Annotated in this window: 26 protein-coding genes, 1 tRNA gene and 1 riboswitch; of the genes, 7 read left to right on the top strand and 20 right to left on the bottom strand. The window is 71.1% G+C overall.

The window, feature by feature from the left end:
* Window positions 1-174: 174 nt before the first annotated feature.
* Window positions 175-336: a hypothetical protein gene (locus tag AB0A97_RS16990; RefSeq protein ID WP_361149944.1), complete on the top strand. Its 162-nt coding sequence runs from the start codon at window positions 175-177 to the stop codon at window positions 334-336.
* 121 nt (window positions 337-457) lie between these two features.
* Here the strand turns inward: AB0A97_RS16990 and AB0A97_RS16985 are convergent, their stop codons facing one another.
* The 5 genes from AB0A97_RS16985 to AB0A97_RS16965 all read right to left on the bottom strand — a co-directional run bounded on the left by AB0A97_RS16985 (window position 458) and on the right by AB0A97_RS16965 (window position 3098).
* Window positions 458-859, bottom strand: coding sequence for a rodlin (locus AB0A97_RS16985; protein WP_030021627.1), 402 nt, complete (start codon window positions 857-859; stop codon window positions 458-460).
* Between the two features lie 136 nt (window positions 860-995).
* Entirely contained in the window at window positions 996-1304 is a 309-nt protein-coding gene (locus AB0A97_RS16980; RefSeq protein WP_361149941.1) for a hypothetical protein, read from the bottom strand.
* A 235-nt stretch (window positions 1305-1539) separates the two neighbouring features.
* The gene (locus tag AB0A97_RS16975; RefSeq protein WP_031009422.1) at window positions 1540-1773 is read right to left on the bottom strand and encodes a chaplin; all 234 of its coding nucleotides are present in this window, start codon (window positions 1771-1773) and stop codon (window positions 1540-1542) included.
* Window positions 1774-2057: 284 nt separating this feature from the next.
* Window positions 2058-2459 (bottom strand): rodlin, encoded by a 402-nt coding sequence (locus AB0A97_RS16970; protein WP_361149938.1) that lies wholly within the window; start codon window positions 2457-2459, stop codon window positions 2058-2060.
* Between the two features lie 348 nt (window positions 2460-2807).
* Entirely contained in the window at window positions 2808-3098 is a 291-nt protein-coding gene (locus tag AB0A97_RS16965; RefSeq protein ID WP_030021621.1) for a hypothetical protein, read from the bottom strand.
* 344 nt (window positions 3099-3442) lie between these two features.
* On the opposite strand from AB0A97_RS16965, the gene AB0A97_RS16960 reads away from it, so the two are divergent.
* On the top strand, window positions 3443-3991 hold the full coding sequence (locus tag AB0A97_RS16960) for an STAS domain-containing protein (RefSeq protein ID WP_361149935.1): 549 nt from the start codon (window positions 3443-3445) through the stop codon (window positions 3989-3991).
* Window positions 3992-4081: 90 nt separating this feature from the next.
* Here the strand turns inward: AB0A97_RS16960 and AB0A97_RS16955 are convergent.
* Window positions 4082-4163: transfer RNA gene (locus tag AB0A97_RS16955), tRNA-Leu, on the bottom strand.
* Window positions 4164-4590: 427 nt separating this feature from the next.
* On the opposite strand from AB0A97_RS16955, the gene AB0A97_RS16950 reads away from it, so the two are divergent.
* Both AB0A97_RS16950 and AB0A97_RS16945 read left to right on the top strand, forming a co-directional pair.
* Window positions 4591-5370 (top strand): ABC transporter ATP-binding protein, encoded by a 780-nt coding sequence (locus tag AB0A97_RS16950; RefSeq protein ID WP_361149932.1) that lies wholly within the window; start codon window positions 4591-4593, stop codon window positions 5368-5370.
* A gap of 47 nt (window positions 5371-5417) precedes the next feature.
* Window positions 5418-7958, top strand: a complete 2541-nt coding sequence (locus AB0A97_RS16945; protein ID WP_361149929.1) for an FtsX-like permease family protein — start codon at window positions 5418-5420, stop codon at window positions 7956-7958.
* A gap of 130 nt (window positions 7959-8088) precedes the next feature.
* Here AB0A97_RS16945 and AB0A97_RS16940 read toward each other — a convergent pair whose 3' ends face one another.
* The 3 genes from AB0A97_RS16940 to AB0A97_RS16930 all read right to left on the bottom strand — a co-directional run bounded on the left by AB0A97_RS16940 (window position 8089) and on the right by AB0A97_RS16930 (window position 12213).
* Window positions 8089-9399 (bottom strand): cyclopropane-fatty-acyl-phospholipid synthase family protein, encoded by a 1311-nt coding sequence (locus tag AB0A97_RS16940; protein ID WP_361150217.1) that lies wholly within the window; start codon window positions 9397-9399, stop codon window positions 8089-8091.
* Between the two features lie 225 nt (window positions 9400-9624).
* A complete protein-coding gene (locus AB0A97_RS16935; RefSeq protein ID WP_030021613.1) occupies window positions 9625-11028 on the bottom strand; it encodes an NAD(P)/FAD-dependent oxidoreductase in 1404 nt (467 codons plus the stop codon).
* Window positions 11029-11346: 318 nt separating this feature from the next.
* Window positions 11347-12213, bottom strand: a complete 867-nt coding sequence (locus AB0A97_RS16930) for an HD domain-containing protein (RefSeq protein ID WP_361149926.1) — start codon at window positions 12211-12213, stop codon at window positions 11347-11349.
* Window positions 12214-13054: 841 nt separating this feature from the next.
* Between AB0A97_RS16930 and AB0A97_RS16925 the strand changes: the two genes are divergently transcribed.
* Both AB0A97_RS16925 and AB0A97_RS16920 read left to right on the top strand, forming a co-directional pair.
* Window positions 13055-13327, top strand: coding sequence for a type II toxin-antitoxin system Phd/YefM family antitoxin (locus tag AB0A97_RS16925; protein ID WP_361149923.1), 273 nt, complete (start codon window positions 13055-13057; stop codon window positions 13325-13327).
* The gene (locus AB0A97_RS16920) at window positions 13324-13593 is read left to right on the top strand and encodes a type II toxin-antitoxin system RelE/ParE family toxin (RefSeq protein WP_361149921.1); all 270 of its coding nucleotides are present in this window, start codon (window positions 13324-13326) and stop codon (window positions 13591-13593) included. Before AB0A97_RS16925 ends, AB0A97_RS16920 begins: the two co-directional genes overlap by 4 nt.
* 4 nt (window positions 13594-13597) lie before the next feature.
* Here AB0A97_RS16920 and AB0A97_RS16915 read toward each other — a convergent pair whose 3' ends face one another.
* From AB0A97_RS16915 to AB0A97_RS16875, 9 genes are all read right to left on the bottom strand, one after another.
* Window positions 13598-14539, bottom strand: a complete 942-nt coding sequence (locus tag AB0A97_RS16915) for a Ppx/GppA phosphatase family protein (RefSeq protein ID WP_361149918.1) — start codon at window positions 14537-14539, stop codon at window positions 13598-13600.
* On the bottom strand, window positions 14536-15081 hold the full coding sequence (locus AB0A97_RS16910; protein WP_361150215.1) for a DUF501 domain-containing protein: 546 nt from the start codon (window positions 15079-15081) through the stop codon (window positions 14536-14538). The genes AB0A97_RS16915 and AB0A97_RS16910 overlap by 4 nt, the downstream gene beginning before the upstream one ends.
* Before the next feature lie 99 nt (window positions 15082-15180).
* Complete coding sequence (locus AB0A97_RS16905) at window positions 15181-15630, bottom strand: septum formation initiator family protein (RefSeq protein ID WP_361149916.1); 450 nt, start codon at window positions 15628-15630, stop codon at window positions 15181-15183.
* Between the two features lie 151 nt (window positions 15631-15781).
* Window positions 15782-17068: a phosphopyruvate hydratase gene (gene eno, locus AB0A97_RS16900; RefSeq protein ID WP_030021607.1), complete on the bottom strand. Its 1287-nt coding sequence runs from the start codon at window positions 17066-17068 to the stop codon at window positions 15782-15784.
* Window positions 17069-17506: 438 nt separating this feature from the next.
* Window positions 17507-18205, bottom strand: coding sequence for a transglycosylase family protein (locus tag AB0A97_RS16895; RefSeq protein ID WP_361149912.1), 699 nt, complete (start codon window positions 18203-18205; stop codon window positions 17507-17509).
* 1 nt (window position 18206) lies between these two features.
* A riboswitch (cyclic di-AMP (ydaO/yuaA leader) is annotated at window positions 18207-18419 on the bottom strand.
* A 210-nt stretch (window positions 18420-18629) separates the two neighbouring features.
* A complete protein-coding gene (locus tag AB0A97_RS16890) occupies window positions 18630-19643 on the bottom strand; it encodes a transglycosylase family protein (RefSeq protein WP_361149909.1) in 1014 nt (337 codons plus the stop codon).
* A 223-nt stretch (window positions 19644-19866) separates the two neighbouring features.
* Window positions 19867-21132 (bottom strand): cytochrome P450, encoded by a 1266-nt coding sequence (locus AB0A97_RS16885; RefSeq protein WP_361150213.1) that lies wholly within the window; start codon window positions 21130-21132, stop codon window positions 19867-19869.
* Between the two features lie 117 nt (window positions 21133-21249).
* On the bottom strand, window positions 21250-21648 hold the full coding sequence (locus AB0A97_RS16880) for a DUF6479 family protein (RefSeq protein WP_361149906.1): 399 nt from the start codon (window positions 21646-21648) through the stop codon (window positions 21250-21252).
* 108 nt (window positions 21649-21756) lie between these two features.
* On the bottom strand, window positions 21757-22719 hold the full coding sequence (locus AB0A97_RS16875) for a LysR family transcriptional regulator (protein WP_361149904.1): 963 nt from the start codon (window positions 22717-22719) through the stop codon (window positions 21757-21759).
* Between the two features lie 161 nt (window positions 22720-22880).
* On the opposite strand from AB0A97_RS16875, the gene AB0A97_RS16870 reads away from it, so the two are divergent.
* On the top strand, window positions 22881-24146 hold the full coding sequence (locus AB0A97_RS16870) for an MFS transporter (protein WP_361149901.1): 1266 nt from the start codon (window positions 22881-22883) through the stop codon (window positions 24144-24146).
* Here AB0A97_RS16870 and AB0A97_RS16865 read toward each other — a convergent pair.
* Window positions 24092-25102 (bottom strand): nucleoside triphosphate pyrophosphohydrolase, encoded by a 1011-nt coding sequence (locus AB0A97_RS16865; RefSeq protein WP_361149899.1) that lies wholly within the window; start codon window positions 25100-25102, stop codon window positions 24092-24094. The two genes, AB0A97_RS16870 and AB0A97_RS16865, sit on opposite strands and share 55 nt — an antisense overlap.
* Before the next feature lie 63 nt (window positions 25103-25165).
* Entirely contained in the window at window positions 25166-25807 is a 642-nt protein-coding gene (locus tag AB0A97_RS16860) for a SurA N-terminal domain-containing protein (protein ID WP_361149897.1), read from the bottom strand.
* Between the last annotated feature and the right edge of the window lie 72 nt (window positions 25808-25879).

The following is a 25879-nucleotide window of genomic DNA, read 5'->3' as shown; positions in this document are numbered from 1 at the left end:
AAACAACCCGGCACAGCCCGGAAAGTTGCGCATCATCACCCGAACAGATCGACATTCCAGCTCCCTGCCCGAAATCCCACTCTTCCGTGTGGGCTTTCGGCAGCACGTTCCGGGGACGATTCTCCCGGCCCCACCGAACAGTGAAAGGACAAGACTTACCGCATGGTCGCCCCCGTGGACGCGATGCGCGTGAAAGAAGAAATCGTCGCAGCGGTGCGCCGCGGCGACGACGCCGGCGTCGACACCCTGCTCGGTCGCTTCGCACGGGTCGCCGATCTGGAAGCGCTGATGAGTCTGCGCAGAGCGCTGCTGGAACGGCCGGACGAGACCGGCTGACACCGGTCTTTTCATCGGCGCCGGTTCCCGGCCGCCGGGAACCGGCTGTACGGAAAAGGGTCCGCGCTGCCGGGCGGCGGCATCGCGGACCCTCGTTCCGGTCACCCGGCGACGGCACCCGTCACTGGTTGTTGGTGCCGTTGACGGAGAGGACCGGCAGCTTGTCGATGAGGTGCGACAGCGGCCCGTCGCCCTGGACCTGGGTCGAGTTCTCGACGCACTGCTGCTTCTGGTCCGAGGACAGCAGGTCCTGCACACCGACGTTGACCAGGCCCACGACGTTCTGCACGTTGTCGATGGGCACCGCGATGCAGGGCTTGTTGAAGGAGCCCTGGATGAGCGCGAACTGCGGGCTCATGTTCCCCATCGTGGAGAAGTTGCCGTACGTCTGGGCCGCGCCGTTTCCGTTGACCGTGGTGACCTTGCGGTGGTCTCCGACGGCCGATGCTTCTGGGGCGGTGGCGGCCGCGATACCGACAATGGAAGCGGCCGTGGCCACTGTTGCCAGCGCCTTGTTGATCATATGTGATCCTTCGCGTTTCGGGATGCTCTTTACCCGGGGCAGTTTGCACAACTCGGTGTGACGAGCTTGGTTGTGCTCCATCACTCAAATGATTTCGCGTACAACTGAGCGGCACAGTCGTACAGCGGGCCGGGCCTTACTTCCTGGCCGGCTTGGCCACCTCGACGCCCCTGAGCCCCGGCGTCTTCTGCGTGACATCCCCGACGGTGTTCAGCAGCTTCTTGGTGGCGGGGGAACTCTGTAGATCACCGGAGGCGTTCTCGACGGTCCGGACCACCGGATCGAGCTGCCGGCCGTCCAGCTGCTTGTTCTTCAGCGCGTCCGCAAGGCCACCGTTCAGACTGAAACTCGGCACCTGCCCCGGTGCACCGGCGAAAACGGGGGACGCCGCTCCCAGAGCCATGACGGAACCGGCCAGAAACGCGGCCGTCTTCGCGTACTTCACTTTCCGCTGTCCTTTCCTGAGCGGTGTTGGCGGACGCCGCGGCGGAAATCGCCGCGCGGCCTCCCCGGCTCTCTCCGGACCACCGCTTTTTCGGTGTTCAACGATGTCGGACCGAAAGAGAAACCCATCCGTTTCACCACTTCCCGGCCCCCTCCGACGCGAAGGGCCCCGGCACGCTTGGCTGGCGCGCCGGGGCCTTTCGCTCCATCCACTGCTACCCGTTCGACGCGGTGCGTCAGTCGTTGACGCAGGTGTTGCCGAACGCCGGGTTCAGCAGACCGATGATGTCGATCGAGTTCCCACAGAGGTTGACCGGGATGTGGATCGGGATCTGGAGAACGTTGCCGGAGAGGACGCCGGGGGAGTTCTGGGCGGCGCCCGAGGTACCCGCGTCGGCGAACGCCGGAGTGGCGGCTCCAGCCGCCATGAGCGTTCCAGCAGCGACTGCGGCAACCTTCGCGTACTTCACTTTCAGCCCTTTCCGCAGCGGAGTCTGAAACGGTCACGTCCTTCGTGCCGCACGGGCGCCCTCTAGTTCGCCCGTAACACCGCTACCAATATGTCTAACGATTCGTCCGCGCCGACGAAACTCCTGCGAAGTCGATTTTCACGAGGAATCGCCCGAATGGTTCAGCGCGGCCCGGATAGAAGAGTGGGGTAATGCAGGGCCTGCTCGCGCTTTTGTGAAGCGCAAAGGCCCGAGCCGTTCAGGAGGAGAGAACCGACGCCCCGGGCCTTTTACGGCAGACCGGCTCAGCTGTTGTTGACGCCGTTCTCGGACAGCAGCGGGAGCTTGTCGATGATGTGCGACAGCGGCTGGTCGCCCTGCGCCTCGGTCGAGTTCTCGACACACTGCTGGTTCTGGTCCGAGGACAGGATGTCCTGCACGCCGACATTGACCAGGGCCACGATGTTCTGCACGTTCGTGATCGGGATGCCGATGCAGGGCTTGTTGAGCGTGCCTTCGATCAGGCTGAGCTGCGGCGACATGTCGCCCTCGGTGTTGGAGTTGCCGAAGGCCTGCCCCGCGCCGTTACCGTTGGCTGTCGACGTGCCACGACCGTCACCGACCGCCATGGCCTGCGGAGCCGCCATGGCCGAGACGCCGACGATGGACGCAGCTACGGCCGTCGTGGCCAGGAACTTCTTGATCACGATTCACCCTTCTCGAAGCGGAGTGCCCGTTTCCGGAGCGTCCTGGACAACTCGCGTCCGCCAGTTCAGTTTCGCCGGTTCACCCGAATGCCACGAAACCGTAGACACATATCACCGCGCTACCGTCCGCCCGGGAGCGCACGCCCCGAGCAAAAGTCCCGAACTTCGGGCCCCCCGCGCCAAAATCGCGAAAATGAGCGAAACCGCCATCGGCTCCGCCCACCGTGCCATTCCCCGTCCCGACTGCCATAATCCCGCCACACAGAGAAAGGCCCCGCGACACGCGGGGCCTTTCCTGGTCTCAGCGGGTGGGCAGGCTCGGGAGCCGCCCGTCCCGCGGAAGCCGGCTCACTGCTCGACGTTGCCGATCGCCAGGCCGACCTTGGTCACGTTCTTCTTGTACTTGAACTTGTACGTGTCGTTGTCGTTGTACGTGTACGCCTTGTTGTCGTTGTACTCGTTGTGCTCCTTGTGCACCCGGTCACAGTGGAACTTGCCGTACTTGGCACCGCAGTTGTTGCCGGCACTGAGGCGCGGCGCGTCGTCCCACGACGCGGCGGAGGCCAGGCCCGAGAGCGGGACGACGGCAAGGGCGGCGATGGCGAACGAGCCCGCGGTACGACCGATGAACTTGCGCATGCTTTCTCTCCTCGTGCGCAGAAATGTGACACGGGATGTCTACCGCGGCCGTATCCGATCGAACACGCGCTGCCATGTGATATATCTGTTCGGGTCCGAAGTGCGACCATTTGCAGCACCAGCGTTTCCCCCGTGGAAATGCTTGCGCTATCCACGGCGGGACGCATTCGCGCGGTGCGCCGAATGCGGGACCGGCCCGCGGGGCCCGGCGCCCGCCGGCGGCCCCGCGCGGCGGGCACGCCCCGTGCCGACGCCGGGGAACGGAGCGCCGCCCGGCACACTGGACGGAAACGGGGACACGCCCCGGGAGTCCGGCCGGGTCCGGGCGTACACGTGGAGGAGCGATGGCTCAAGGAAGGCGGCACCTGACGATCACCACGGTCGTCGACGCCGAGGAGTGCGCGGTCCTCCGGGTGGCCGGAGAACTGGACGTGCACGCGGAGCGGCAGTTCCTGGACGAGTCGGGGGCCGTGATCGCGGCCGGGCACCGGTTCCTGGTGCTGGACCTGACCGCGCTGCGGTTCTGCGACTCCCGCGGCCTGAACTGCCTCCTCGCCCTGGAGTGGCTGTGCCGGCGTATGAACGGCCGCCTGCTGCTCGCCTCCCTGGGCGTCCGCGTCCTGCACGTCCTCCTGGTCACCCGTGCCGTGGACGCCCTGGCATGCTTCCCGACCGTCGGCCACGCCCTGGCCGCCGTCCCCGAGGAGATCCGCCCGTCCTGGCCGCCGGGCGGAGCGGTGATCAACGACGGTGACGGCGGTGACGGCCGTAACGACACTGATGGAAGTGACGGCAGGGACGGCGACGGCGTCAAGAGCAGCGACCCGGACGCGTACCGGCCCGCCGACCGGGAGCGACCGCAGCAGGACAGCCGGGGCCGGTCCGCCCCGTAAGCGTCCGGGCGGCCCCCACGGGCCTCACCGGCCCCACGAGTCGTCGGCGTGCCGAGCCGGGCAGAACGCCGGACCGGTGGTCAAGTACTGTGCCCGGAGCCGGACTTGAACCGGCACGGCCCGAAGGCCAGCGAGGTTTAAGCTCGCCGTGTCTGCATTCCACCATCCGGGCCTGGGACCCCCCAATGCCACCTCGAAGGGGGCAGCACGAGCCTAGCCCGCAGTGCCGTCCGAACAGGGGCCCGTCTTCCCGAGGTTGTCTTATTTTATTGGCAACTGAGGGGTCATCAGCGGCTGGTACGGGCCTTCGGCACATGCCTGCGGCCCACCCCCGCCGCTCCGGCGCCTGCCGCGAGCCGTGTCCGGATTGACGGAAACTCGATGCCTTGCGTGCGCCCCCTCGAGCGCCCTTCCGCCCCCTGGCCCCTCGGGGTCCCCCTCATACCCAGGGATGACCGGCCGGGTCCGCGCTACGCCCCAGGGCTCCCCCAGGACCGGCTCGGGGGGTGACGTTGGCGTGCTCACGTCTCCCCCACGATGGACAAGGCCGCTTTCACCCGGCCTGCCACGGTCCCGACGTTCGACAGGAGTCCCTTCCCGTGACCACCCCCCACACCGGCGTTTCCACCGCCACCCGCGCCACTGTGGCCGCACGCGCCACGGATCTCACCAAGGTCTACGGACAGGACGAGACCCAGGTGGTCGCGTTGGACCAGGTGTCCGTGGAGTTCCGGCAGGCCGAGTTCACCGCGATCATGGGCCCCTCGGGGTCCGGCAAGTCCACCCTCATGCACTGCATGGCCGGACTGGACGCCATATCCCGCGGCTCGGCCCTGATCGGCGGCACGGAGCTGAACGGCCTGAAGGACAAGAAGCTCACCCAGCTCCGCCGCGACAAGATCGGCTTCATCTTCCAGGCGTTCAACCTGCTGCCGACGCTGACCGCGCTGGAGAACATCACGCTGCCGATGGACATCGCGGGCCGCAAGCCCGACCGGCAGTGGCTGGACCGCATCGTGCAGACCGTCGGCCTGTCCGGGCGGCTCAAGCACCGGCCCGCGCAGCTCTCCGGCGGCCAGCAGCAGCGCGTCGCGGTGGCCCGCGCGCTCGCCTCCCGGCCCGAGATCATCTTCGCCGACGAGCCGACCGGCAACCTCGACTCCCGCTCCGGCGCCGAGGTGCTCGGCTTCCTGCGCAATTCCGTACGGGAACTGGGGCAGACCGTGGTGATGGTGACCCACGACCCGGTGGCGGCGGCCTACGCGGACCGGGTGATCTTCCTCGCCGACGGCCGCATCGTCGACGACATGGCCGACCCGACCGCCGACCGGGTGCTGGAGCGCATGAAGGGCTTCGACGCCAGGGGCCGGGTCAGCTGACCCGCACCGGAAGCCCGCCGACCGCCCCACTCCCCCCAGGACCCACCATGTTCCGTACCGCCTTGCGCAACGTGCTCGCGCACAAGGCCCGGCTGCTGATGACCGTCCTCGCCGTCATGCTCGGCGTCGCCTTCGTCTCCGGCACCCTGGTCTTCACCTCCACCCTCTCCAACGCCACGCAGAAGAGCTCGCAGAAGGGCCTCGACGGCGTCGACGTGGCCGTCCAGCCGCACCGCTCGGACGCCGCCGACGCCGCGCCCGGCGAGGCCCCCGGGCTGAGCCAGGCGCTGCTCGACCAGGCCGGGAAGGTCCCCGGCGCGGCCGGTGCCACCGGCACCGTCGAGGGGTTCACCGCCATCGCCGACAAGAAGGGCCGGCAGGCCGGCAACGGCACCAGCGCCCGCGGCCGCAACTACTACCCCGGCGCGGACGGCAAGGACGCCCGCTTCCCGATGACGTCCGGCACCGCCCCCAAGGGCGCACACGAGATCGCACTGGACTCCGGGACCGCCGCGAAGACCGGCTACAAGGTCGGCGACACCGTACGGCTGTCCGTCGACGGCCCGGTCCGCGAGGCGAAGATCTCCGGCATCTTCACCACCGACGACGGCGCGGTCGCCACGGGCGGCAGCCTCGCGCTGTTCGACACCGCGACGGCGCAGAAGCTGTTCGCCGCGCCCGGCGAGTTCAGCGAGATCGACGTCAAGGCCGCGCCCGGCACCTCCCAGGACGCGCTGAAGGCCGCGGTCGACAAGGTGCTGCCGGACACCGCCGAGTCGGTCACCGGCAAGAAGATGGCCGACGACCAGGCCGAGATGATCGCCAAGAGCATGGACAGCATGAAGACCGTCCTGCTGGTCTTCGCCGGTATCGCGCTCTTCGTCGGCATCTTCATCATCGCCAACACCTTCACCATGCTGGTCGCCCAGCGCACCAAGGACCTGGCCCTGATGCGGGCGGTCGGCGCCAGCCGCCGCCAGGTCACCCGCTCGGTGCTGATCGAGGCGTTCGTGGTCGGCGCGGTGGCCGCCGTCACCGGCCTGCTGGCCGGTATCGGCATCGGCGCCGGGCTGCGGACGTTCACCGGCGCCCTGGGCACCGTCCCGGAGGGCCCGCTGGTCGTCGCCCCCTCCACCGTCGTCGTCTCGCTGCTGGTCGGCACCGTGGTCACGGTGCTCGCCGCCTGGCTGCCGAGCCGCCGCGCCGCGAAGATCCCGCCGGTCGCCGCGATGAACAGCGTCCACGCGGCGGCGACCACGAAGTCCCTGGTGGTGCGGAACACCATCGGCGCGGTCCTGGCCGGCGCGGGCATCGCCTGCGTGCTGGGCGCCACCGCGATCGGCACCGACGGCAAGGGGCTGATGGGGCTCGGCGCCGGGCTGCTCCTGATCGGTGTCTTCGTGCTGACGCCGCTGCTGTCCCGCCCGCTGATCGCGGCCGCCGCACCCGTCCTGCGCGTGTTCGGCATCTCGGGCAAGCTGGCCCGCCAGAACGCGGTGCGCAACCCGCGCCGTACGGCCGCCACGGCCTCCGCCCTGATGATCGGGCTCACCCTGGTCACCGGCCTGACCGTGATCGCGGGCAGTGTCCAGAAGGCCATCGACAAGATGGCGACCGACGCCCTGAAGGCCGACTACGTCGTCAGCATGGCCACCATGGGCCCGCTCTCCCCCGACGTGGCGAAGACGCTGGCGGCCGACCCGAAGGTCACCGCTTCCAGCCCGGTGCGCAGCGCCGACGCCCGGGTCGGCGGCGGGACGGAGTCCCTGACCGGGGTCGACGGCAGGACGATCGGCGAGCTGACGAACCTGAAGTTCACCGCTGGCTCCCTCGACGGGCTCGGCGCCCCGAAGACGAACCGGGCGGTCGTCGACAGCGACACCGCCGAGCAGCACGGCTGGCAGGTCGGCTCGTCCTTCGAGACGACCTTCGAGGACGGCAGGAAGGGCCGCCTCACCGTCTCCGGTGTCTTCGAGGGCAACAATCTGCTGCGGGGCATCCTGCTCGACACCTCCGTGCTCACCCCGCACCAGAAGCACCCCACCGACGCGCAGGTGCTGGTCAAGACGGCGGACGGCGCGAGCCAGGCCGCCAAGGACTCCCTGACCGAGACGCTCGGCAAGAACCCGGCGATCACCGTCAAGGACAAGAAGGACGTGTCCGAGAGCATCGCCCAGACGATCAACCTGATGCTGAACATGCTCTACGGGCTGCTCGCCATGGCCGTGGTCGTCGCGGTGCTCGGGGTGGTCAACACCCTGGCCATGTCGGTCTTCGAACGGTCGCAGGAGATCGGCATGCTGCGGGCGATCGGCCTGGACCGGGTCGGCATCAAGCGGATGGTGCGGCTGGAGTCGCTGGTGATCGCGCTGTTCGGCGGGGTCCTCGGCATCGGCCTGGGCGTCTTCTTCGGCTGGGCCGCCGGTGAGCTGATCGGCGGCTCGATGGCCGCCTACGAGCTGGTGCTCCCGTGGGGCCGGCTGGGCGTCTTCCTGGCGCTCGCCGCGGTGGTCGGCATGCTGGCCGCGCTGTGGCCGGCCCGCCGGGCCGCGAAGCTGAACATGCTGGAGGCGATCAAGGCCGAGTAGCGGCCGCCCGTACGGCGGCGCGCCGGTGCCCGTACCGCGCCGCAACGGTACGGGCACCGCACGACTCGACCCCGGTGGCCGGTCCGCTCCGCGCGGGCCGGCCACCGGGGTCGTCGTGTGCCGTACGGGGTCAGCCGCGCCAGTCGCGGCTGCGCAGCGGCAGCCCGGAGGCGCCGGAGTCCGGTGTGCGGACCGCGAGCACCTGGTTGACCCCGATCCGGTTCTGCTCGAAGGAGAGCGCGGAAGCGGCCATGTACAGCCGCCACACCCGGGCCCGGCCCGGCGTCGTCAGCCGCACCGCCTCCTTCCAGTGCGCCTCCAGGTTGGCCACCCAGGCGCGCAGCGTCAGCGCGTAGTGCTCGCGGATCGCCTCCACGTCCCGCACCTCGAACCCGGCGTCCTCCAACTGCCCGACGGTGCGGCCGACCGGGGCCAGCTCGCCGTCCGGGAAGACGTACCGGTCGATGAACTCGTCGACGTGGTAGGCGTCCTCGTCCGCCAGCGGGCGGCGGGCGATCTGGTGGTTGAGCAGCCGCCCGCCGGGCTTGAGGAGCGCGTACAGGTCGGCGGCGTACTCGGCGTAGCGGGCGCGGCCGACGTGCTCGGCCATGCCGATCGAGGAGATCGCGTCGAACGGCTCGTCGTGGACCTCGCGGTAGTCCTGGACGCGGATCTCGACACGGTCCGCGAGGCCGGCCTCGGCGACGCGCTTGCGGCCGTAGGTGGCCTGCTCCTCGGAGAGGGTGATGCCGACGACCCGTACGCCGTACTCGCGGGCGGCGTGCAGGGCCATCGAGCCCCAGCCGCAGCCGACGTCCAGCAGCCGCTCGCCCTCCTTGAGGCCCAGCTTGCGGCAGATCAGGTCCAGCTTGTCGCGCTGGGCCTCTTCCAGGGTGGCGTCCGGGCTCTCCCAGTACGCGCACGAATAGACCATGGACGGGCCGAGCACCAGCTCGTAGAAGTCGTTGCCGACGTCGTAGTGGTGGCTGATGGCCTCCTTGTCACGGCGCAGCGTGTGCAGCGGGCCGTGGCTCTTGGGGGCCTCCTCGGCCGGCGGCTTGGGCGGTACGGGAAGGCCCGCCAGGGCCACCAGGTCACGGGCGGCGGCACGGATCTCCGGCCTGACCAGGGCCCGCAGGGCGGCGGCACGCTGCGGCTTGTCCGCCGCCGTACCGCGCTCCCACACCATCCCCGACAACAGGTCCAGCGCCTCGTACAGGTCGCCGTCCACATCGATCTCACCGGCCACCCAAGCGCGCGCCAAGCCCAACTCCCCCGGCTTGAACATGAGGCGGCGCAGGGCGCGACGGTGGCGGACGACGAGGGTGGGGGCGCCCGGCGGGCCGTACTCGCTGCGGTCCCAGGCGCGGATACGGACCGGGAGCGGGGCTCCCAGCACCTCCTCGGCGAGCTTGGAGAGCCGTCCAGCGGCGTCGGCCATGTCGCACACCTCCGTGTTGACGAGAAGGGCGAAGACAGTTTCACCCACCATGTAAACGCCGTCCGGGCGCCCGCTAGTCCCGTTCGTTCGTAAGGGAACAGCAAAACGACCGCGCTTCGCCACAACGAATACGCCGAAGGGGCGGCCGCACCACGGATGGCGGCCGCCCCTTCGGCGGTGGTGTACGGGTGACGTCCGCTGCCGGACGTCACTCCCGACGGAAGGTCAGGAGGCCTTGGCCTCCGCCTTGTCGCCGCTCTTCGCCTTGTCGTCGGCCGCGGCGGCGGGCGCCGGGGCCGGCTTGGCGGCCTCGTAGAACTCCTCGCGCGGGTTCTCCATGGCGCCGAGCGAGGTGATCTCGCGCTTGAGGAACATGCCGAGGGTCCAGTCGGCGAAGACGCGGATCTTGCGGTTGAAGGTCGGCATCGCCATGCCGTGGTACGCGCGGTGCATGTACCAGGCCAGCCGGCCCTTCAGCTTGATCTTGGTCTTGCCGAGGACGATCATCGCGACGCCCTTGTGCAGGCCCAGGCCCGCGACCGCGCCCTTGTTGGCGTGGCTGTACTCCTTCTGCGGGAAGCCCCGCATGCCGGAGATCACGTTGTCGCCGAGGACCTTGGCCTGGCGGAGCGCGTGCTGGGCGTTCGGCGGGCACCAGGCGTTCTCGTTGCCGGCCTTGCGGCCGACCAGGTCCGGGACCTGGGCGTTGTCGCCCGCGGCCCAGATGTAGTCGGTGCCCTGCACCTGGAGGGTGGCCTGGGTGTCCACGTGGCCGCGCGGGCCCAGCGGGAGACCGAAGCGGGAGAGCGCCGGGTTCGGCTTGACGCCCGCGGTCCACACGATGGTGTTGGAGTCGACCTCCAGGTCGTTGCTCAGCACCACGTGGCCGTCGACGCAGGACTTGGTGCTGGTGCCGAGGTAGACCTCGACCCCGCGGCTCTCCAGGTGCTCCTTGCCGTAGGCGCCGAGCTTGGGGCCGACCTCGGGGAGGATCTTGTCGGCCACGTCGACCAGCAGGAAGCGCATGTCTTCGCGCTTGACGTTGTTGTAGTACTTCGCGGCGTCGCGGGCCATGTCCTCGACCTCGCCGACGGTCTCCGCGCCGGCGAAGCCACCGCCGACGAAGACGAAGGTCAACGCCTTGCGGCGGACCTCTTCGTCGGTCGTGGAGTCGGCCTTGTCCAACTGCTCCAGGACGTGGTTGCGCAGGCCGATGGCCTCCTCGATGCCCTTCATGCCGATGCCGTTCTCGGCGAGGCCGGGGATCGGGAAGGTACGGGAGACCGCGCCCATCGCGATGACCAGGTAGTCGAAGGGCAGCTCGTACGCCTCGCCGACCAGCGGCGAGATCGTGGCGACCTTGCGGTCCTGATCGATGGTGGTGACGCGGCCGGTGAGGACCTCCGCCTTCGGGAGCACGCGTCGCAGCGGCACCACGACGTGGCGGGGAGAGATGCTGCCGGCAGCAGCTTCAGGGAGGAAGGGCTGGTACGTCATGTACGAGCGCGGGTCGACGACCGTGACCGTCGCCTCGCCGTACCGCATCTTCTTGAGGATGCGGCGTGCCGCGTACAAACCTACGTACCCACCGCCTACAACGAGGATCCTGGGACGCTCCGTGGTGCTCATGCAATCGAGTATCCACCCCGACCCGGGGCACCCCTCGTGAGCCCCTTCACAAGGTTCCGAAGGTCATCTGCTACACTCCGCGCCCCCGTGATCGACGCCATACCCCCAAGAGGGAACCACGCTACCCTCCGAAGCGTTGGAAACCCCTTTTGATCAGGGATTGCGCCCTCCGGCCCCGGTGGACCACACGGTGCGTAAGGATCTCTTTAACACCACTGAAACCGCACATTTTTGCGACCTCAGGGGCCTACGGCTCCAGAACTAGGGCCAGGCGACCGGTTTCTCCCGCCCGTTGGGCCCTTTTTCATGTGAAGAGTTTCACGAACTTTCTCGCGGAAGGGGCCGTTCACCCCCGAAGAAGACCCCGCCAGGCCCTGCCGCGAGCCCGCACGAGGAGCTGCCCACCCCCTCCACGACGGCCGCGGCACCATCCCGTCGGGCCACCTCCGCCCCCCGTCGCCTCAGCGCAGGAACACCCGCTGCCAGTCGGCAGAACTCATCCCCTGCGCGGCTTCCGCAAGCTCGACCGCCGAAGCGGTCTTCAACTTCGCCCGCGTGCTGTCCACCCCACTCCTGGGCGTTGCGGTAGCCCTGTTCGAGGTACTCGATCCCCTGGATCATGCACTCCAGCTCGTCCGCGTCGTGCGCGACCGCGACCTCCAGGGAGTCACCGTTCGCATAGTCCTCGACCACCGCCCGGACACCCGCCGCGACCGCCGGATGGGCGTCGGCGACCTGATCGGCCGTGACGTCCTCGCTCTTCGCCGCCTTCAGATAGCGCCGGCCGACCCACGGGATGTCGCCGACCCGCGTCTCCTGTGTGTCGTGAAACGTGCACATCAGCGCGACCTTCGCCGGATCGGCGCCTTCCATCATCGCCAGCACGGCACCGATGACCGCCGTACGGAAACTGTGCTCGGCGATCGTCTCCGGGTCCCCGTATTGCACGGCGTCGAGCTCGCGCCGGGACTGCCTGGAACCGGTGCCGCTGTCGAGCAGGCGCTCGCCCCGGTGCCGCAGGTCTACGACGAGTCCGGGATGAGCGGCCGGAGCCCCCGGACGAGCCACGATCAGCGCCCACACCGAGTGGATGTTCAGATCCACGCAGCCGAGACCGGGGGCGAGGCGATCCGCGAGGCTGCGGAGCAGCGCGCCCGCGTCCCACACCGGCGTGCGGTCCGCCATGAAGGAATCGTCGGACCTCAGGAGAGGGCCGGAGAGATGGGAGACGGTCCGCGCCTGCACGGTGTGGTCGCCGGGGCCGCGGAAGGGCCTTGGGGGTTACCCCGGTAAGCACCCAAGCGATCATGTGGACGGCCGTCCGTGTGCACACCCATCCGGACAGCGGGTGGCTGCGGAACGCGTCCACCGTGCCGGAGCAGGTGGCGGCGGATCCGCAAGAACTGAGCGGACAGCACGGCCGCCAGCGACCGGCGGCCGGACTCCCAGCCCTGGACGGTCGCGAGGTCCACGTCCAGCAACTCGGCCAGGCCATGCTGTGTGCAGGGAATGCGTTCTCGGGTGGCCTTGAAGAGGTGCCCCGTGATGCCCCCCGAGACCGGACCGGCTGCGGAGAACCCGCACCCCCGTCAGCCTTTCCGGGCCGATCGGCGAACGCATCGACGTCATGGCTCGCTCCCGTGTGCGGGGGCCGCGAACAGCTCCTAGCGTGCGGCAGTTTCCCGGGACCAGCATCCGTGTCCACAGCGCCGCTCCGGGGATTCCTGAGCGACGCGCAGATGCCCGAAATGCTCGGACGTATGCGCGCGAGGCGATCGAAGCGGCCGTCCCCGACATCTCCGGGAGCAGCCTCGCGGACGTAATCGGGTGCTCGTGGGCATGACGGGAGTCCGTGCGGTTCGTGGGGCTCCGAGGGGCCGTAAGCGGTAGCGTCCGCGACGGGCCGCCCGGTCTCGGGCCGGGCGGGGAGTATCACGCGCAGCACCAGGCGATGCCGTGGAGCATCGCCTCCCAACGCAACTCCCGACGAACGCCGCGTGTACACGCGACTGCGTACACTGACCTCATGGCTGAGAACACCGTGACCGTAAGGGAAGCCCGCGCGCACCTTGCCGACCACATCAACCGGGCGGAGGGAGGTGTCCCGACTGTCATTACGCGCAATGGCGCCCCGGTGGCGGCCGTGGTGCCGATCTCTGACTTCGAAGCGTTGGAGGAAGCGGCCGACGTGATGCTGGCGCGCGAGGCCGAAGCGGTGCTGGCCGAGGGAGGCAGCACCGTGACCATGGCGGAACTGCTCGCGGACCTGTTCACCGAGCAGGACGGCGAGACGGCGTGAAGTACGCCTTCCGGTTCACCACAGCGGCGCAGCGGAAACTCCGGACCATCAGCCGACCCGACGCCATGCGCATCCTGACCGCGCTGACCGCACTCGGTGACGACCCGTACCGCCAGGACGCCGACGTCAAGAAGCTCACCGGCCCGTCAGGGCTCTACCGGCTCCGGGTCGGAAGCTACCGGGTCGCCTACCAGATCAACGAGGGTGAACTCGTCGTCCTCGTCGTCAAGGTGGGCGACCGGCGGGACGTCTACCGCAACCTGTAGGGACTCAGGCCAAGGACCAGGCGATCCCGTCCAGGATGTCGTGTTCCGAGACGACGACCTCGTCCGCGCCCACCCGTTCCATGATCGACAGGAGGACGAGGGCGCCCGCGCCGATGACGTCGACGCGGCCCGGGTGCAGGGAGGGGATGGCGGCGCGGTCCGCGTGGGTGGCGGTCAGGAGGTGGTGGGTGATCTCGCGGACCCTGGTCAGCGGGATGCGCGCGTGGTGGATGGCCTCGGAGTCGTAACCGGGCAGGTCCAGGGCGATGGCGGCGACCGTGGTCACCGAGCCGGCCAGGCCGACGAGGGTGGCGGCCCGGTCCAGGGGGACGGACTGTGCCGCCTCGTCCAGGGCGCGGGCGATGTCCGACCTCATGGCGCTGATCTGCTCGTCGCCGGGCGGGTCGACGATCTCGCCGTCCCGTACGAGGTGCCGTTCGGTCATCCGGACGCAGCCGATGTCCACGGAGCGGGCGGCGTCCACCGCGCCGGAGCCGAGGACGAACTCGGTGGAGCCGCCGCCGATGTCCACCACCAGGTACGGGGTGTCGAGGCCGGTGCGGCCGGTCAGCTCCTTGGTGGCGCCGGTGAAGGAGAACTCCGCCTCCTGGTCGCCGGTGATCACCTCGGGCTCGACGCCCAGGATGTCCACCACACCGCGCACGAAGTCGTCGCGGTTCTCGGCGTCGCGGGAGGCGGAGGTGGCGACGAAGCGGACGGTCTCGGCGCCCAGCTCCTCGATGACCGCGGCGTACTCGCGGCAGGCCGCGAAGGTGCGCTCCAGGGCCTCGGGAGCGAGCCGGCCGGTACGGTCCACGCCCTGGCCCAGCCGCACGATCGTCATCCGGCGGTCCAGGTCCTTCAGCTCGCCGGTCGCCGGGTCGAGGTCGGCGACGAGCAGGCGGATGGAGTTGGTGCCGCAGTCGACGGCCGCTACGCGCTTCATGCGGTCGGGTCTCCTTCGTCCTCGGTGGTGTCCGTGCAGGGGGTCACGCAGGGGCCCTTGCGCCACCACGCCGGCAGCATCGCCAGCGCCTCGTCGCCGAGCGGGTTGACGCCGGGGCCGGCGGCGAGCGAGTGGCCGACCAGGACGTGCAGGCACTTGACCCGGTCGGGCATGCCGCCCGCGCTCGGGAAGTTCTTGAGCTCCTCGATGGCGTCCCGGCGGCGGATGTAGTCCTCGTGGGCGGCCCGGTACCGGTCGGCCAGCTCCGGGTCCGTGGCCAGCCGCTCGGTCATCTCCTTCATCACGCCGTTGGCCTCCAGCGTGCCGATCGCGGAGGCCGCGCGCGGGCAGGTGAGGTAGTAGAGCGTGGGGAAGGGGGTGCCGTCCTCCAGGCGCGGGGCCGTCTCGACGACGTCCGGCTGGCCGCAGGGGCAGCGGTGCGCGATGGCGCGCAGGCCGCGCGGCGGGCGGCCGAGCTGTTCCTTGAAGGCCGCGATGTCCGCGTCGGTGGGCTCGGTGCGCTCGGTCTGCGGCGGGGGCATGAGGTGTTCAGACACGGACGTGGGTGCTTTCGGTCGTGGCGGTGGTGGAGGACGGCGGCGCCGTACGGCGGGCCGGGCCGGGCGCGCGCACGGGACAGGCTACTTGTCGGCGGCGTCCAGGCCGTTCCAGATGTTGTCGTACCAGGGATCTTCGGTGGCGGCCCGGCCGGTGCGCCGCTTTCCCGTGCCGGACCCGTCCTGGACGATGAAGCCGGTCTCGCCGGGCCGGACGTAGTGCAGGTGCAGCCGCGCCTGCTGCCGTACGTACTCCGGGTCCTGCCAGCGGGCCTTCTCGTCGCGCAGCTCGTCGGCGCGCAACTGGGCCTCGGCGGCCTGGCGGCGCTGGTCGGCGATCTCGGCGCGCTGCGAGATGTACTGCCGGGTGGGGTACGCGAGGGCGACGACCAGGGAGCACAGCACCAGCGCGAGCAGCGCCGCACGGCCGGTCAGGCGGCCCCGGCGGGGCCGGCCGGCGCTCTGGACGCGGGCGGCGGCCTGCTCGCCGAGCGCCTTGAGCCGGGTCGCGGTGGAGAACCGTTCCGCGGACACGTCGCCTCCCCTGGATCACCGGGCCCGGGACGGCCCGGCCCGCAGCACGTACGTCCCCGGCAACGGTACGGGACCGCTGCCGGGGACGTACGTATTCACGGCTTCCGGGGCCGTTCGCGGCCCGCGGGGCTTCAGCCCCCGCTCGTGCCGGTCAGTCCGCGACGCGGAACCGCGGGAAGGCGGAGCGGCCGGCGTAGACCGCCGCGTCGTCGAGGATCTCCTCGATGCGCAGGAGCTGGTTGTACTTGGCGACGCGCTCGGAGCGGGCCGGGGCGCCGGTCTTGATCTGGCCGCAGTTGGTGGCGACGGCCAGGTCGGCGATGGTGACGTCCTCGGTCTCGCCGGAGCGGTGCGACATCATGCACTTGAAGCCGTTGCGCTGGGCCAGCTCGACGGCGTCCAGGGTCTCGGTCAGCGAACCGATCTGGTTGACCTTGACCAGCAGGGCGTTGGCCGAGTTCTCCTCGATGCCGCGGGCCAGGCGCTCCGGGTTGGTGACGAACAGGTCGTCGCCGACCAGCTGCACCTTGGAGCCCAGGCGCTCGGTGATGACGTTCCAGCCGGCCCAGTCGTCCTCGAACAGCGGGTCCTCGATGGAGACCAGCGGGTAGGCGGCGACGAGCTCCTCGTAGTACGAGGTCATCTGCTCGGCGGTGCGCTGCTCGCCCTCGAACTCGTAGACGCCGTCCTTGTAGAACTCGGAGGCGGCGACGTCGAGCGCCAGCGCGATGTCCTGGCCGGGGGTGTAGCCGGCTTCCTTGATCGCTTCGAGGATCAGGTCCAGGGCCTCGCGGTTGGAGCCCAGGTTCGGGGCGAAGCCGCCCTCGTCGCCCAGGCCGGTGGCCAGGCCCTTGCCCTTCAGGACCTTCTTGAGGGTGTGGTAGACCTCGGTGCCCCAGCGCAGCGCCTCGGAGAAGGACTCCGCGCCGATCGGGGCGATCATGAATTCCTGGATGTCCACGTTGGAGTCGGCGTGCGAGCCGCCGTTCAGGATGTTCATCATCGGGACCGGCAGCACGTGGGCGTTCGGGCCGCCGAGGTAGCGGAACAGCGGCAGGTCGCTGGCCTCGGAGGCGGCGTGCGCGACGGCCAGGGAGACGCCGAGGATGGCGTTGGCGCCGAGCGAGCCCTTGTTGTCGGTGGCGTCCAGGTCGAACATGGCCTGGTCGATCAGGCGCTGCTCGGTGGCGTCGTAGCCGACGAGCTCCGGGCCGATCTGCTCGATGACCGCGAGGACGGCCTTCTCCACGCCCTTGCCCTGGTAGCGGGCCGGGTCACCGTCGCGCAGCTCGATGGCCTCGAAGGCGCCGGTCGAGGCGCCGGACGGGACGGCGGCACGGCCGGTGCTGCCGTCGTCGAGGCCGACCTCGACCTCGACCGTGGGGTTGCCTCGCGAGTCGAGGATCTCGCGAGCTACGACGACGTCGATGGACGGCACGTTGTCTCCTTCATGGGTGTCTGGAGTTCTGCAGCACGAGCCTAACGGCCTCCGGGGGTTCCGCTCGCCGCCAGCCCGGCCCTCGGGCCGAATACACCCACAAAGGCCCTGTTCACGGGACGTATGGGTGCAATGTTCGCTGAAGGGAGAAGTCGGCGGACGGGGGCGGGGCGGGTCCGGCGGAGCGGCCGGGACGGTGGCCTCCAGGGCCCTGGGCGGGTCCTGGACGGGCCCGGCCGGGGCTCGTGGCCCGGGGGGCCGGGGAACGGGAGAAGCCCCGCCGCGGCGCCTGCGGGGGACAGGCGCCGTGACGGGGCAGTCTCACGGGAAGAGCGGATTCCCGGGGTGAGCGGCTTCCGGGGAGCCGGGCCGCCCGTACGTACCGCCGTACGTACGGAGTGCCACGGTCACCCGGGATCTCTCAGGACCGGAGCCGGCTCAGACGGCCAGCTTCTGGCCCGGGAAGATCAGGTTGGGGTTGCCGCCGATGACGGACTTGTTGTTCGCGTAGACCGACTTCCAGTTCTTGCCGTGGGAAGCGGCGATCTTGGCGAGGGTGTCACCGGACTTCACGGTGTAGTTGCCCTCGGGGTTCGACTTCGGCGTGGACTTCTGGGCCGGGGCCGGGGTCTTGCGGGCCAGCTCCTCGCCCTGCTTGCGGGCCTCGGAGCGCGAGGTGTTCTGCGGGGCGGAGTAGGAGCGCTTCGACTTGTACGACTTGTGCGAGCTGCTGCCCTGCGACGAGCCGCCGTCGGCCTTGGCGTTCGCGTTGCCCTGGCCGAGGTGGCCGCCGGCGCAGGTCCAGGCACCCGGGCCCTGGATGGCGAGCAGGCGCTCGGCCGCGGCGATCTGCTGGCTCTTGCTGGCCTGGTCGGCGCGCGGGGCGTACTGGGTACCGCCGGCGGCGGCCCAGCTGGAGTTCGAGAACTGCAGGCCACCGTAGTAGCCGTTACCGGTGTTGATCGACCAGTTGCCACCGGACTCGCACTGGGCGACGGCGTCCCAGTTGTTGCCCGCGGCGGAGGCAGAGGTGGCGCCCATCAGCGGGACGGCCACAGCGGCACCGGCGACGCCCGCCAGCGTGGCGACGCGGACGGCCTTGGAGGGACGACGGTGCTTGCCCTTGGTGTTCAGCATGGTTGTTCCTCACCGACGCCTGCGAGGTGAGCTGTCGGGTTCGGGCCATGTGAGTTGCCCGGCCGTGTGTGCTTCACACATGGCTTCACCCCTAGCCGGTTGGACCCGCTTCCGCGGGCGGGGCCGGCGCTTACCTTGGGTCCCCCGCTCCTGCCTTCGGCGCTCTCGCGTCGAGTGACCTCCGACCACCGGCAGGATTCGGCGTGCGATCGAAGGGCCCGCTTTGGCGAGCGATGAAGACGGTAAACAGGAACACCCCGCGGGTTCAAACCCCTACATCTGAGGCCAGTTGACCCCCAGACATCACAGGATCATCACATTTCCGCAGGTCGCCGCAGGTTTGGAAACAACGGACGGGACGGTCACCGCGGTCCCGAACGAGATCCATGTCTCACTTTCACCAAAGCGGGCAAATACCTGCGAACTATCCCTGCTGGTCTCCGAGCTCAAGGCGCTGACCAGGGTGGATAAGGTCCGGATCGCCCCCGATGACGCCTTTGTTGGCCGCGTAGAGCGCCGGCCAGCCCCCGGTGACCCCGCGGTCCGCCGCGATGACTGACAGGTTGTCACCGGGCCGCACGGTGTAGTCGCCCGGCGCGCCCGGGTCCGTACGGTGCGCGTCGCCGCCCCGCGAGGGGTGCCCCCCGCCGGACCGGCCCGCGTCGCCGGAGCCCGTGCCCCCGCCGGCACCCGTGTCCGCGCCCGTACCCGCACCCGTGCCGGGCTGCTCGGCGGGCCGGCCGCGGTGCTTGCCCTGCGACGGGGGCGCGGTGGGGCTCGTGGAGGCGCCGTCGTCCGGGGTGGCCGGGCCGGTGGGCCGCGACGGGTCCTGCGTACGGCCCGTGCCGGACGGATCCGGCGTACGGGACGGGTCCGGGGTGCCGGCCGGACCGGTGGGCGACGGCTTCGGCTCCGGGGTGCGCGTACCGCCGGATCCCGGCGTCCCGGACGGCTTGGACGGCTTGGACGGCTCGGACGAGGGCGGCGGGGTGGACGGGGACGGCGAGGAGGGCTCCGGGGACGGCGTCGCCGTACCGCCCGGGTCGACGTCCGGCCCGCTGCCCCCCTGCTTGAGCCCCGCGTTCACCGCGCAGCTCGGCCAGGTGTCGGGGCCGCGCGCGGCGAGGATCGACTCGGCGACGGCTATCTGCTGCGACCGGCTGGCCAGGTCGGGGCGCGAGGCGTACGACGGGCCGCCGTAGCGGTCCCACATCTCCTGGGTGAGCTGGAGCCCGCCGTAGAACCCGTTGCCGGCGTTGGCGCTCCACACCCCGCTGCTCTCGCACTGCGCGACGCGGTCCCAGGTGGCCGCGTCGGCGGCGTTGGCGCTGCTCGCGGCGAGCAGGGGCATGGCGAGGGCGCCGCCGGCGACTCCCGCCGTGACGAAGATGGCCGGAGCCTGGCGGGGGCGTCGGTGACGGCCGTTCCCGGAGCGCATGCGGTTGCCTTTCGAGCGGCGGTTGAGTTGTCGTCGAGAGGCCGGCACCGTCGGCTGCGTGGCCCGTGCGCTGCCGCGCCGCCCGCCCCGGCCTTTCAAACGGTTGAAAGTAGCGGGACGGCCCGTCCGTCACAAGCCGGTGTAGCGGAGATCACGCGCAGGTCACGGCCTGACGGGATGTCATGTACAGCGGGTGCGCGGAACCGCGTGTACGGGTACCGCGTCATCTCTGTACGGGGGTGAACTCCACCGGCAGGGCCCGCAGCCCGCGCATGATCAGTCCGCCGCGCCAGCGCAGTTCGTCCGGGTCGGCGCCGAGCCGGAGGTCCGGCAGCCGGTTCAGCAGGGTGGCTATCGCGGTCTGCCCTTCGAGGCGGGCCAGCGGCGCGCCCAGGCAGTAGTGGATGCCGTGGCCGTATCCGAGGTGCTGGTTGTCGCGGCGGGACAGGTCCAGGACGTCCGGCCCCGGGAAACGCCCGGGGTCGCGGTCGGCGGCGGCCAGGACGACCAGGACCGGGTCGCCCTCGGCGATCCGCTGCCCGCCGAGGGTGAGGTCCCGGGTGGCGAAGCGCCAGGTGGCCAGCTCGACCGGGCCGTCGTAGCGCAGCAGCTCCTCGACGCCGGTGGCGAGCAGCTCCTCGTCGCCCTCGGCGGCGGCCTTCTGGAGCAACTGCCGCTGCTCGGGGTGGCGCAGCAACTGGTACACGCCGTTGCCGATGAGGTTGACGGTGGTCTCGAAGCCGGCGAACAGGAGGATGAAGGCCATCGCGGCGGCCTCGTTCTCGGTCAGGTGCTCGCCGTGGTCGGAGGCGCGGATCAGGCCGGAGATCAGGTCGTCGGCGCCTTCGTCGCCCAGCGACTCGCGCTTGCGGTGGATCAGCTCGGCGAGGTAGCCGCGCATCTTCTTCACCGACCGGGCGACGCCGCCGCGCGGCCCGCCGCCGTGCCGGATCATCATCCCGGCCCAGTCGCGGAAGTCGTCCTGGTCCTCGCGCGGGACGCCGAGCAGGTCGCAGATGGCGTAGATGGGCAGCGGGAAGGCGAACTCGTGGATGAGGTCGGCCTCGCCGCGCTCCGCGAAGGAGTCGATGAACGCGTCGGTCAGTTCCTGTACGCGCGGCGCGAACCGGGCGATGCGGCGCGGGGTGAACGCCTTGGAGACCAGCCGGCGCAGCCGGGTGTGGTCCGGCGGGTCGATGTTGAGCAGATGGGTCATCAGGTTCGCGCCGCGTTCGCCGGGGATGCCGACCTTGCCCTTGCCGTGCGCGGCCTCGCTGTGGTGCACCGGGTTCTTCGACAGCCGGGTGTCGGCGAGCGCCTGCCGCGCGTCCGTGTACCGGGTCACCAGCCAGGCCTCGACGCCGCTGGGCAGCCGTGTCCGGTGTACGGGCGCGTGCTCGCGCAGCCAGGCGTACGCCGGGTACGGGTCGGAGGCGAACTCCCAGGTGAACAGTTCCGGGCAGGCGGGGGCGGCCGCGGGGCCGGTCACGGGGCAGGCGGGCCCGGCCCCGGAGGGGTCGGCGGGCCGCTCGCCGGCGGGGAGACCGGCAGCGGGGTCGGCGGGAGATTCGGCGGGGAGAGGGGTCTGCGGGCGCACCCCTCGACGTTAACCCCCGCCGAAGGACCCGCTGTGCCCGTCCTGCCAGCGCTTGCGCTCCCGGTCCTGGTCGTCGCCGTGCCGGGTGGGGGCGTTGCCGTAGTCCGGCAGTTCGTGCGGGGTCAGCCGGTGGTCGCCGTCGCGCGGCACCTCGTTCGGGTCGCGCAGCTCGCTCTCGTACCCGGTCGGGTTCTTGGGCGGTGTCGGCTGGGTCTCCGGCTCGGGCGGGTCGGGCTCACGGTCCCGGCGGCGCCTGCCGTAGACCACGGCGAGGATCAGCCCCGCGACGATGACGATCCCGGCGATCAGCGGACCGGTGCCGACGACCATGTCCCGCGTGAAGTCCACGGCCTGCTGGACGGAGGTCACGTCCTGGGCCGGTGTGGTCGAAGCGATCGTTGCTGCCATTGGACCCGGGTACCCGGGTGGGCGGGGACGATGCGCGGGCGGCCACGGCGCCCGCCCCGGAGGCCGCCACCCGTGCGAACGCCCTGGTCACCGGCTCGGGGTACGGGCTCATGTCCCCCGTACGGCCGATCCCGGGTCCGGCCGGCGTACGACGGGGTCCGGGTCCGGCCCGCGTACGGCAGGGCCCGGGTCCGGCTCGGAAGGGTCCACGCCCAGCGCGTCGAGGAAGGCCGCGGCCGCCGGGGAGGGCCCGCGGGCGCTCCAGACGACGCGTTCGACCCGGGCGGGCGCGTCGGGGACGCGCACCACGCTCAGCCCGGTCAGTTCCGCGGCGAACGCCAGCGGCACCATGCCGATGCCGAGCCCGGCGCGGACCAGCTTGGCCAGGAACTCCACGGTGGTCACCTCGAAGGCCACCTCGGTCGTCAGGCCCGCCGCGCGGAACGCCTCGTCCCGCTGGCGGCGCGCCGCCGACCCGGCCGTGAAGTCCACGAAGGTCTCCTCGGCCAGCCGCCGCAGGTCCGTCCACTCCCGGCCCGCCAGCGGGTGGTCCGGCGGTACGACGGCGACCAGCTCGCCGTGGGCCAGGGCCCGCTCCCGTACGCCCGGACTGCGGGCGCCGGGCACCAGGCCGACGAAGGCGACGTCCAGCGAGCCCTGCCGGACCTGGTCGATGAGCTGCTCGCTCATCTCCGTGCGCAGGCTGATGCGCACCTGCGGGTAGCGGGCGCGGTAGGCGCCCAGCTCGCGGGCCAGGTCGACGGCCGCGACGGTGGAGATCGCCCCCACTGCCAACCGGCCGCGTACCTCGCCGACTGCCGCCTCCACCTCGGCGCGGGCCCGCTCGGCCGCCTCCAGCGCCTGCCGGGCGGCCGGCACGAACGCCTCCCCCGCGGCCGTCAGCCGCACGCTGCGGCTCGTCCGGTGGAAGAGCCGGGCGCCCAGCTCCTTCTCCAGGCGGGCGATCTGGTGGCTGAGCGCGGACTGCGCGACGTGGCAGCGTTCGGCGGCGCGGGTGAAGCCGCCGGTCTCGGCGACCGCGACCACGTACCGCATCTGTTGCAGCTCCATGGCGGGGAGCGTAGCCAGCCGGGAACGGCCGGCGGAGCGCATCCATCGTGTTTCGCGATGGATGCGATGAAAACTATGTGTTGGACTCATCGTCCGGCGCGGCGGAGGCTGAGGGTCCGAGCACCACCGAACGGGTGACGCGTCATGGAGAAAGGGACCCGATGGCTTCCCAGGTAGAGGGGCATCCCGGGCTGGGGCGCGGCACGCTGCTGCTGATGTCCGTGGCGACCGGCCTGTCGGTGGCGGGCAACTACTTCGCCCAGCCGCTGCTGGACGTCATAGGACACGACCTCCACCTGGGGGCGGCCACCGCCGCGCTGGTGGTGACCGTCGCGCAGGTCGGCTACGGGCTCGGGCTGCTGTTCCTCGTGCCGCTCGGTGACCTGCTGGAACGGCGGCGGCTGGCGGTGGGCCTGACCGCGGCCACCGCGGTCTTCCTGACCGTGACGGCGAGCGCCCCCAACGGGACGCTGTTGTTGGTCGGCACCGCCCTCACCGGTCTGACCTCCGTCGCCGCCCAGGTGGTCGTCCCGTACGCGGCCTCCCTCGCCCCGCCCGCCGAACGCGGCCGTACGGTCGGCACCGTCATGACCGGGCTGCTGCTGGGCATCCTGCTGGCCCGTACGGCCAGCGGGCTGCTGGCCGACCTCGGCGGCTGGCGCACCGTCTACTGGGTCAACGCGGGCCTGATGCTGCTGATGGCCGTACTGCTGCGGCTGCGGCTGCCCGCGCTGCACACCGGCGCCGGACTGCGCTACCCCGCGCTGATCCGCTCCACGCTCGCCCTCTTCGGGCAGGAACCGGTGCTGCGCCGGCGGGCCGCGCTCGGCGCGCTGTCCTTCGCCGCGTTCAGTGTGCTGTGGACGGCGATGGCCTTCTTGATGTCCGGCCCCTCCTACGGCTGGTCGGAGACGGCGATCGGGCTGCTGGGCCTGGTGGGCGCGGCCGGGTCGCTGTCCGCCTCGGCCGCCGGCCGGCTGGCCGACCGGGGGCTGGCCCACCGGGTCACCGGCGCGGGCGCGTTCCTGCTGCTCGGTTCCTGGGCGCTGCTGGCGGCCGGGGGCGCGGGCGGTGCCTGGTCGCTGGTGGCCCTGCTGGCCGGGGTGGTCGTCCTGGACGCGGCGGTGCAGGCGGTGCACATCAGCAACCAGAACCTGGTCTACGCGGTGCGCCCGGAGGCCCGTAACCGCCTCAACTCCGCCTACATGACCAGCTACTTCGTCGGCGGCGCGGCCGGCTCGGCGCTCACCTCGGCGGTATGGGGCGCGGCCGGCTGGGCCGGGGTGTGCGGCGTGGGCGCGGCGGTGAGCGCGGCCGTGGCCGCCGTCTGGACGGCCGATCGGCTGCGGAACCGGGGCGCCCGGTCCAGGGCTCAGTCCCCGGCGCCGGAGGCAGCCTCCTCGGCGGAGCGGATCACGTCCCGGTAGGCGCGGGCGGCGGCGCGCAGCGCGGTCTCGGGGTCCGTGCCGGCAGCCTCGGCCCGTACGGCGAGAGCGAGCAGCTCGTACCCGATGCCCTCGCCCGCCGGGAGGGCGTCGATACCGGCCGCACGCGCCCGCGAGGCCAGCTTGCCGGCCAGCGCCAGGGCGGGCTGGCCGAGCGGGATGCCCTCGGTGACCGAGGCGCGCTGCTTCTCGGCCGCCTTCGTCCGCGTCCAGTGCTCCTTGACGTCCTCGGGGGTGTGCGCCTCGTCCTCGCCGAAGATGTGCGGATGGCGGTGGATCAGCTTCTCCACGATCGTGCCCGCCACGTCGTCGACGGAGAACGGCTCGTCCGGGTCGTCCTGCGCGATCCGGGCGTGGAAGACGACCTGGAGGAGCACATCGCCCAGCTCCTCGCGCACCGCCTCCCGGTCGCCGTCCTCGATGGCCTCGACCAGCTCGTACATCTCCTCGATGCCGTACTTCGCCAGGTCCTGGTGGGTGCGCACCGCGCTCCACGGGCAGCCCCGGCGGATCCGGTCCATGACCTGGACGAGGTCGAGCAGGCGGGCGCCCGGCAGGTCGTACGAGCCCGGCAGCAGCTCCAGGTCCGGCATGGTCTCCCGGCCGGAGCCCGCCATCCGGGCCAGGCCGTCGGTCAGCTCCGAGTCACCGTCGGCCGAGGTGATCACGACCGCCGTACGGTTCCCGGCCCGGCAGAACTCCACCAGCTCACGGGCGCCCGGCACCTCCGTACCGACCGCGACGCCCGCCTCGCGCAGATACGGCAACTGCGGGTGGGCGGCGTCGGCGCACAGCACGAGGCCGGCGGCGCGCAGCGTCTGCCACGCGGGCCAGGACAGCAGGCCGGGCGCGACCCGGTGGCTGGTCGTGAGCAGGACCAGGCGGCCGGGGGCCGGGGCCTGCGGAGTGCCGGGGGCGTCGGTGGCGTCAGCGTTCACCCGACGAACGTAACGCACGACCTCGTACGCGCTCCGCCCCCGGCCGGGTCATGACCCGGGCTCTCAGGTCTGCTGCGGCCCCGCGCCCGTCACGTCCTTGACCCACGGCTCCTTCGTCCCGCCGAGGACGACCTGACTGTCGTCCCACTTCCCGTAGCGCGGATTGACGTCGATGCGCATCTTCCGGGACGTCTCGGCGAGCGACTCGGCGAGCCGCTGCTGGCCCCGCGGCTGCCCCCGGTCGGCGCCGATGCTCTTGGCGACGCCGTCCAGCAGCAGCTGGTTGCGGACCACCGCGTCGATCTCGCCGGGCGCGATGGCCTGCTGGAGCCACATCTCCTTGAGCCGGTCCGCGCCCCCCGCGCTGCGCTCGGCAGCCGCGCGCCACTGCTGCACGTCCCGCCGGGAGACGGTGACCCCGGCGTCCTTCGCTCCGCGCTCCAGCACCCGGTCGAAGATCATGCCGTTGAGGGTGGCCGGGCTCAGTTTCCCGGTGTTCTCCACCAGTTGGGCGGCCTGCGGGGACTTCTCCTGGGCGGCGCGTACGTCCCGTACCCGCGACTGGAGCTGCGAGACACTGATCCGCTGCCCGTCCACCACGGCCGCGGCGCCGGGGTGCGCCTCCGTGCCGCAGGCCGTGAGCAGCGGGGCGGCCAACAGGGCGGCAGCGGCGGAAACGGGAAGCGCGGTCCTACGGCGGAACATCAAGCCTCCTGGCAGGGTGCGAACGGTGCGGCGACGTGCGGCTCTTCCAACCTGGCAAAACCGGCGTTGATC

Origin of the sequence: Streptomyces sp. NPDC045470, assembly GCF_040646595.1 — a bacterium.
Taxonomy (GTDB): domain Bacteria; phylum Actinomycetota; class Actinomycetes; order Streptomycetales; family Streptomycetaceae; genus Streptomyces.
The sequence above is the reverse complement of the archived record's forward strand: the minus strand, read 5'-3'. Positions and strand labels throughout refer to the sequence as shown.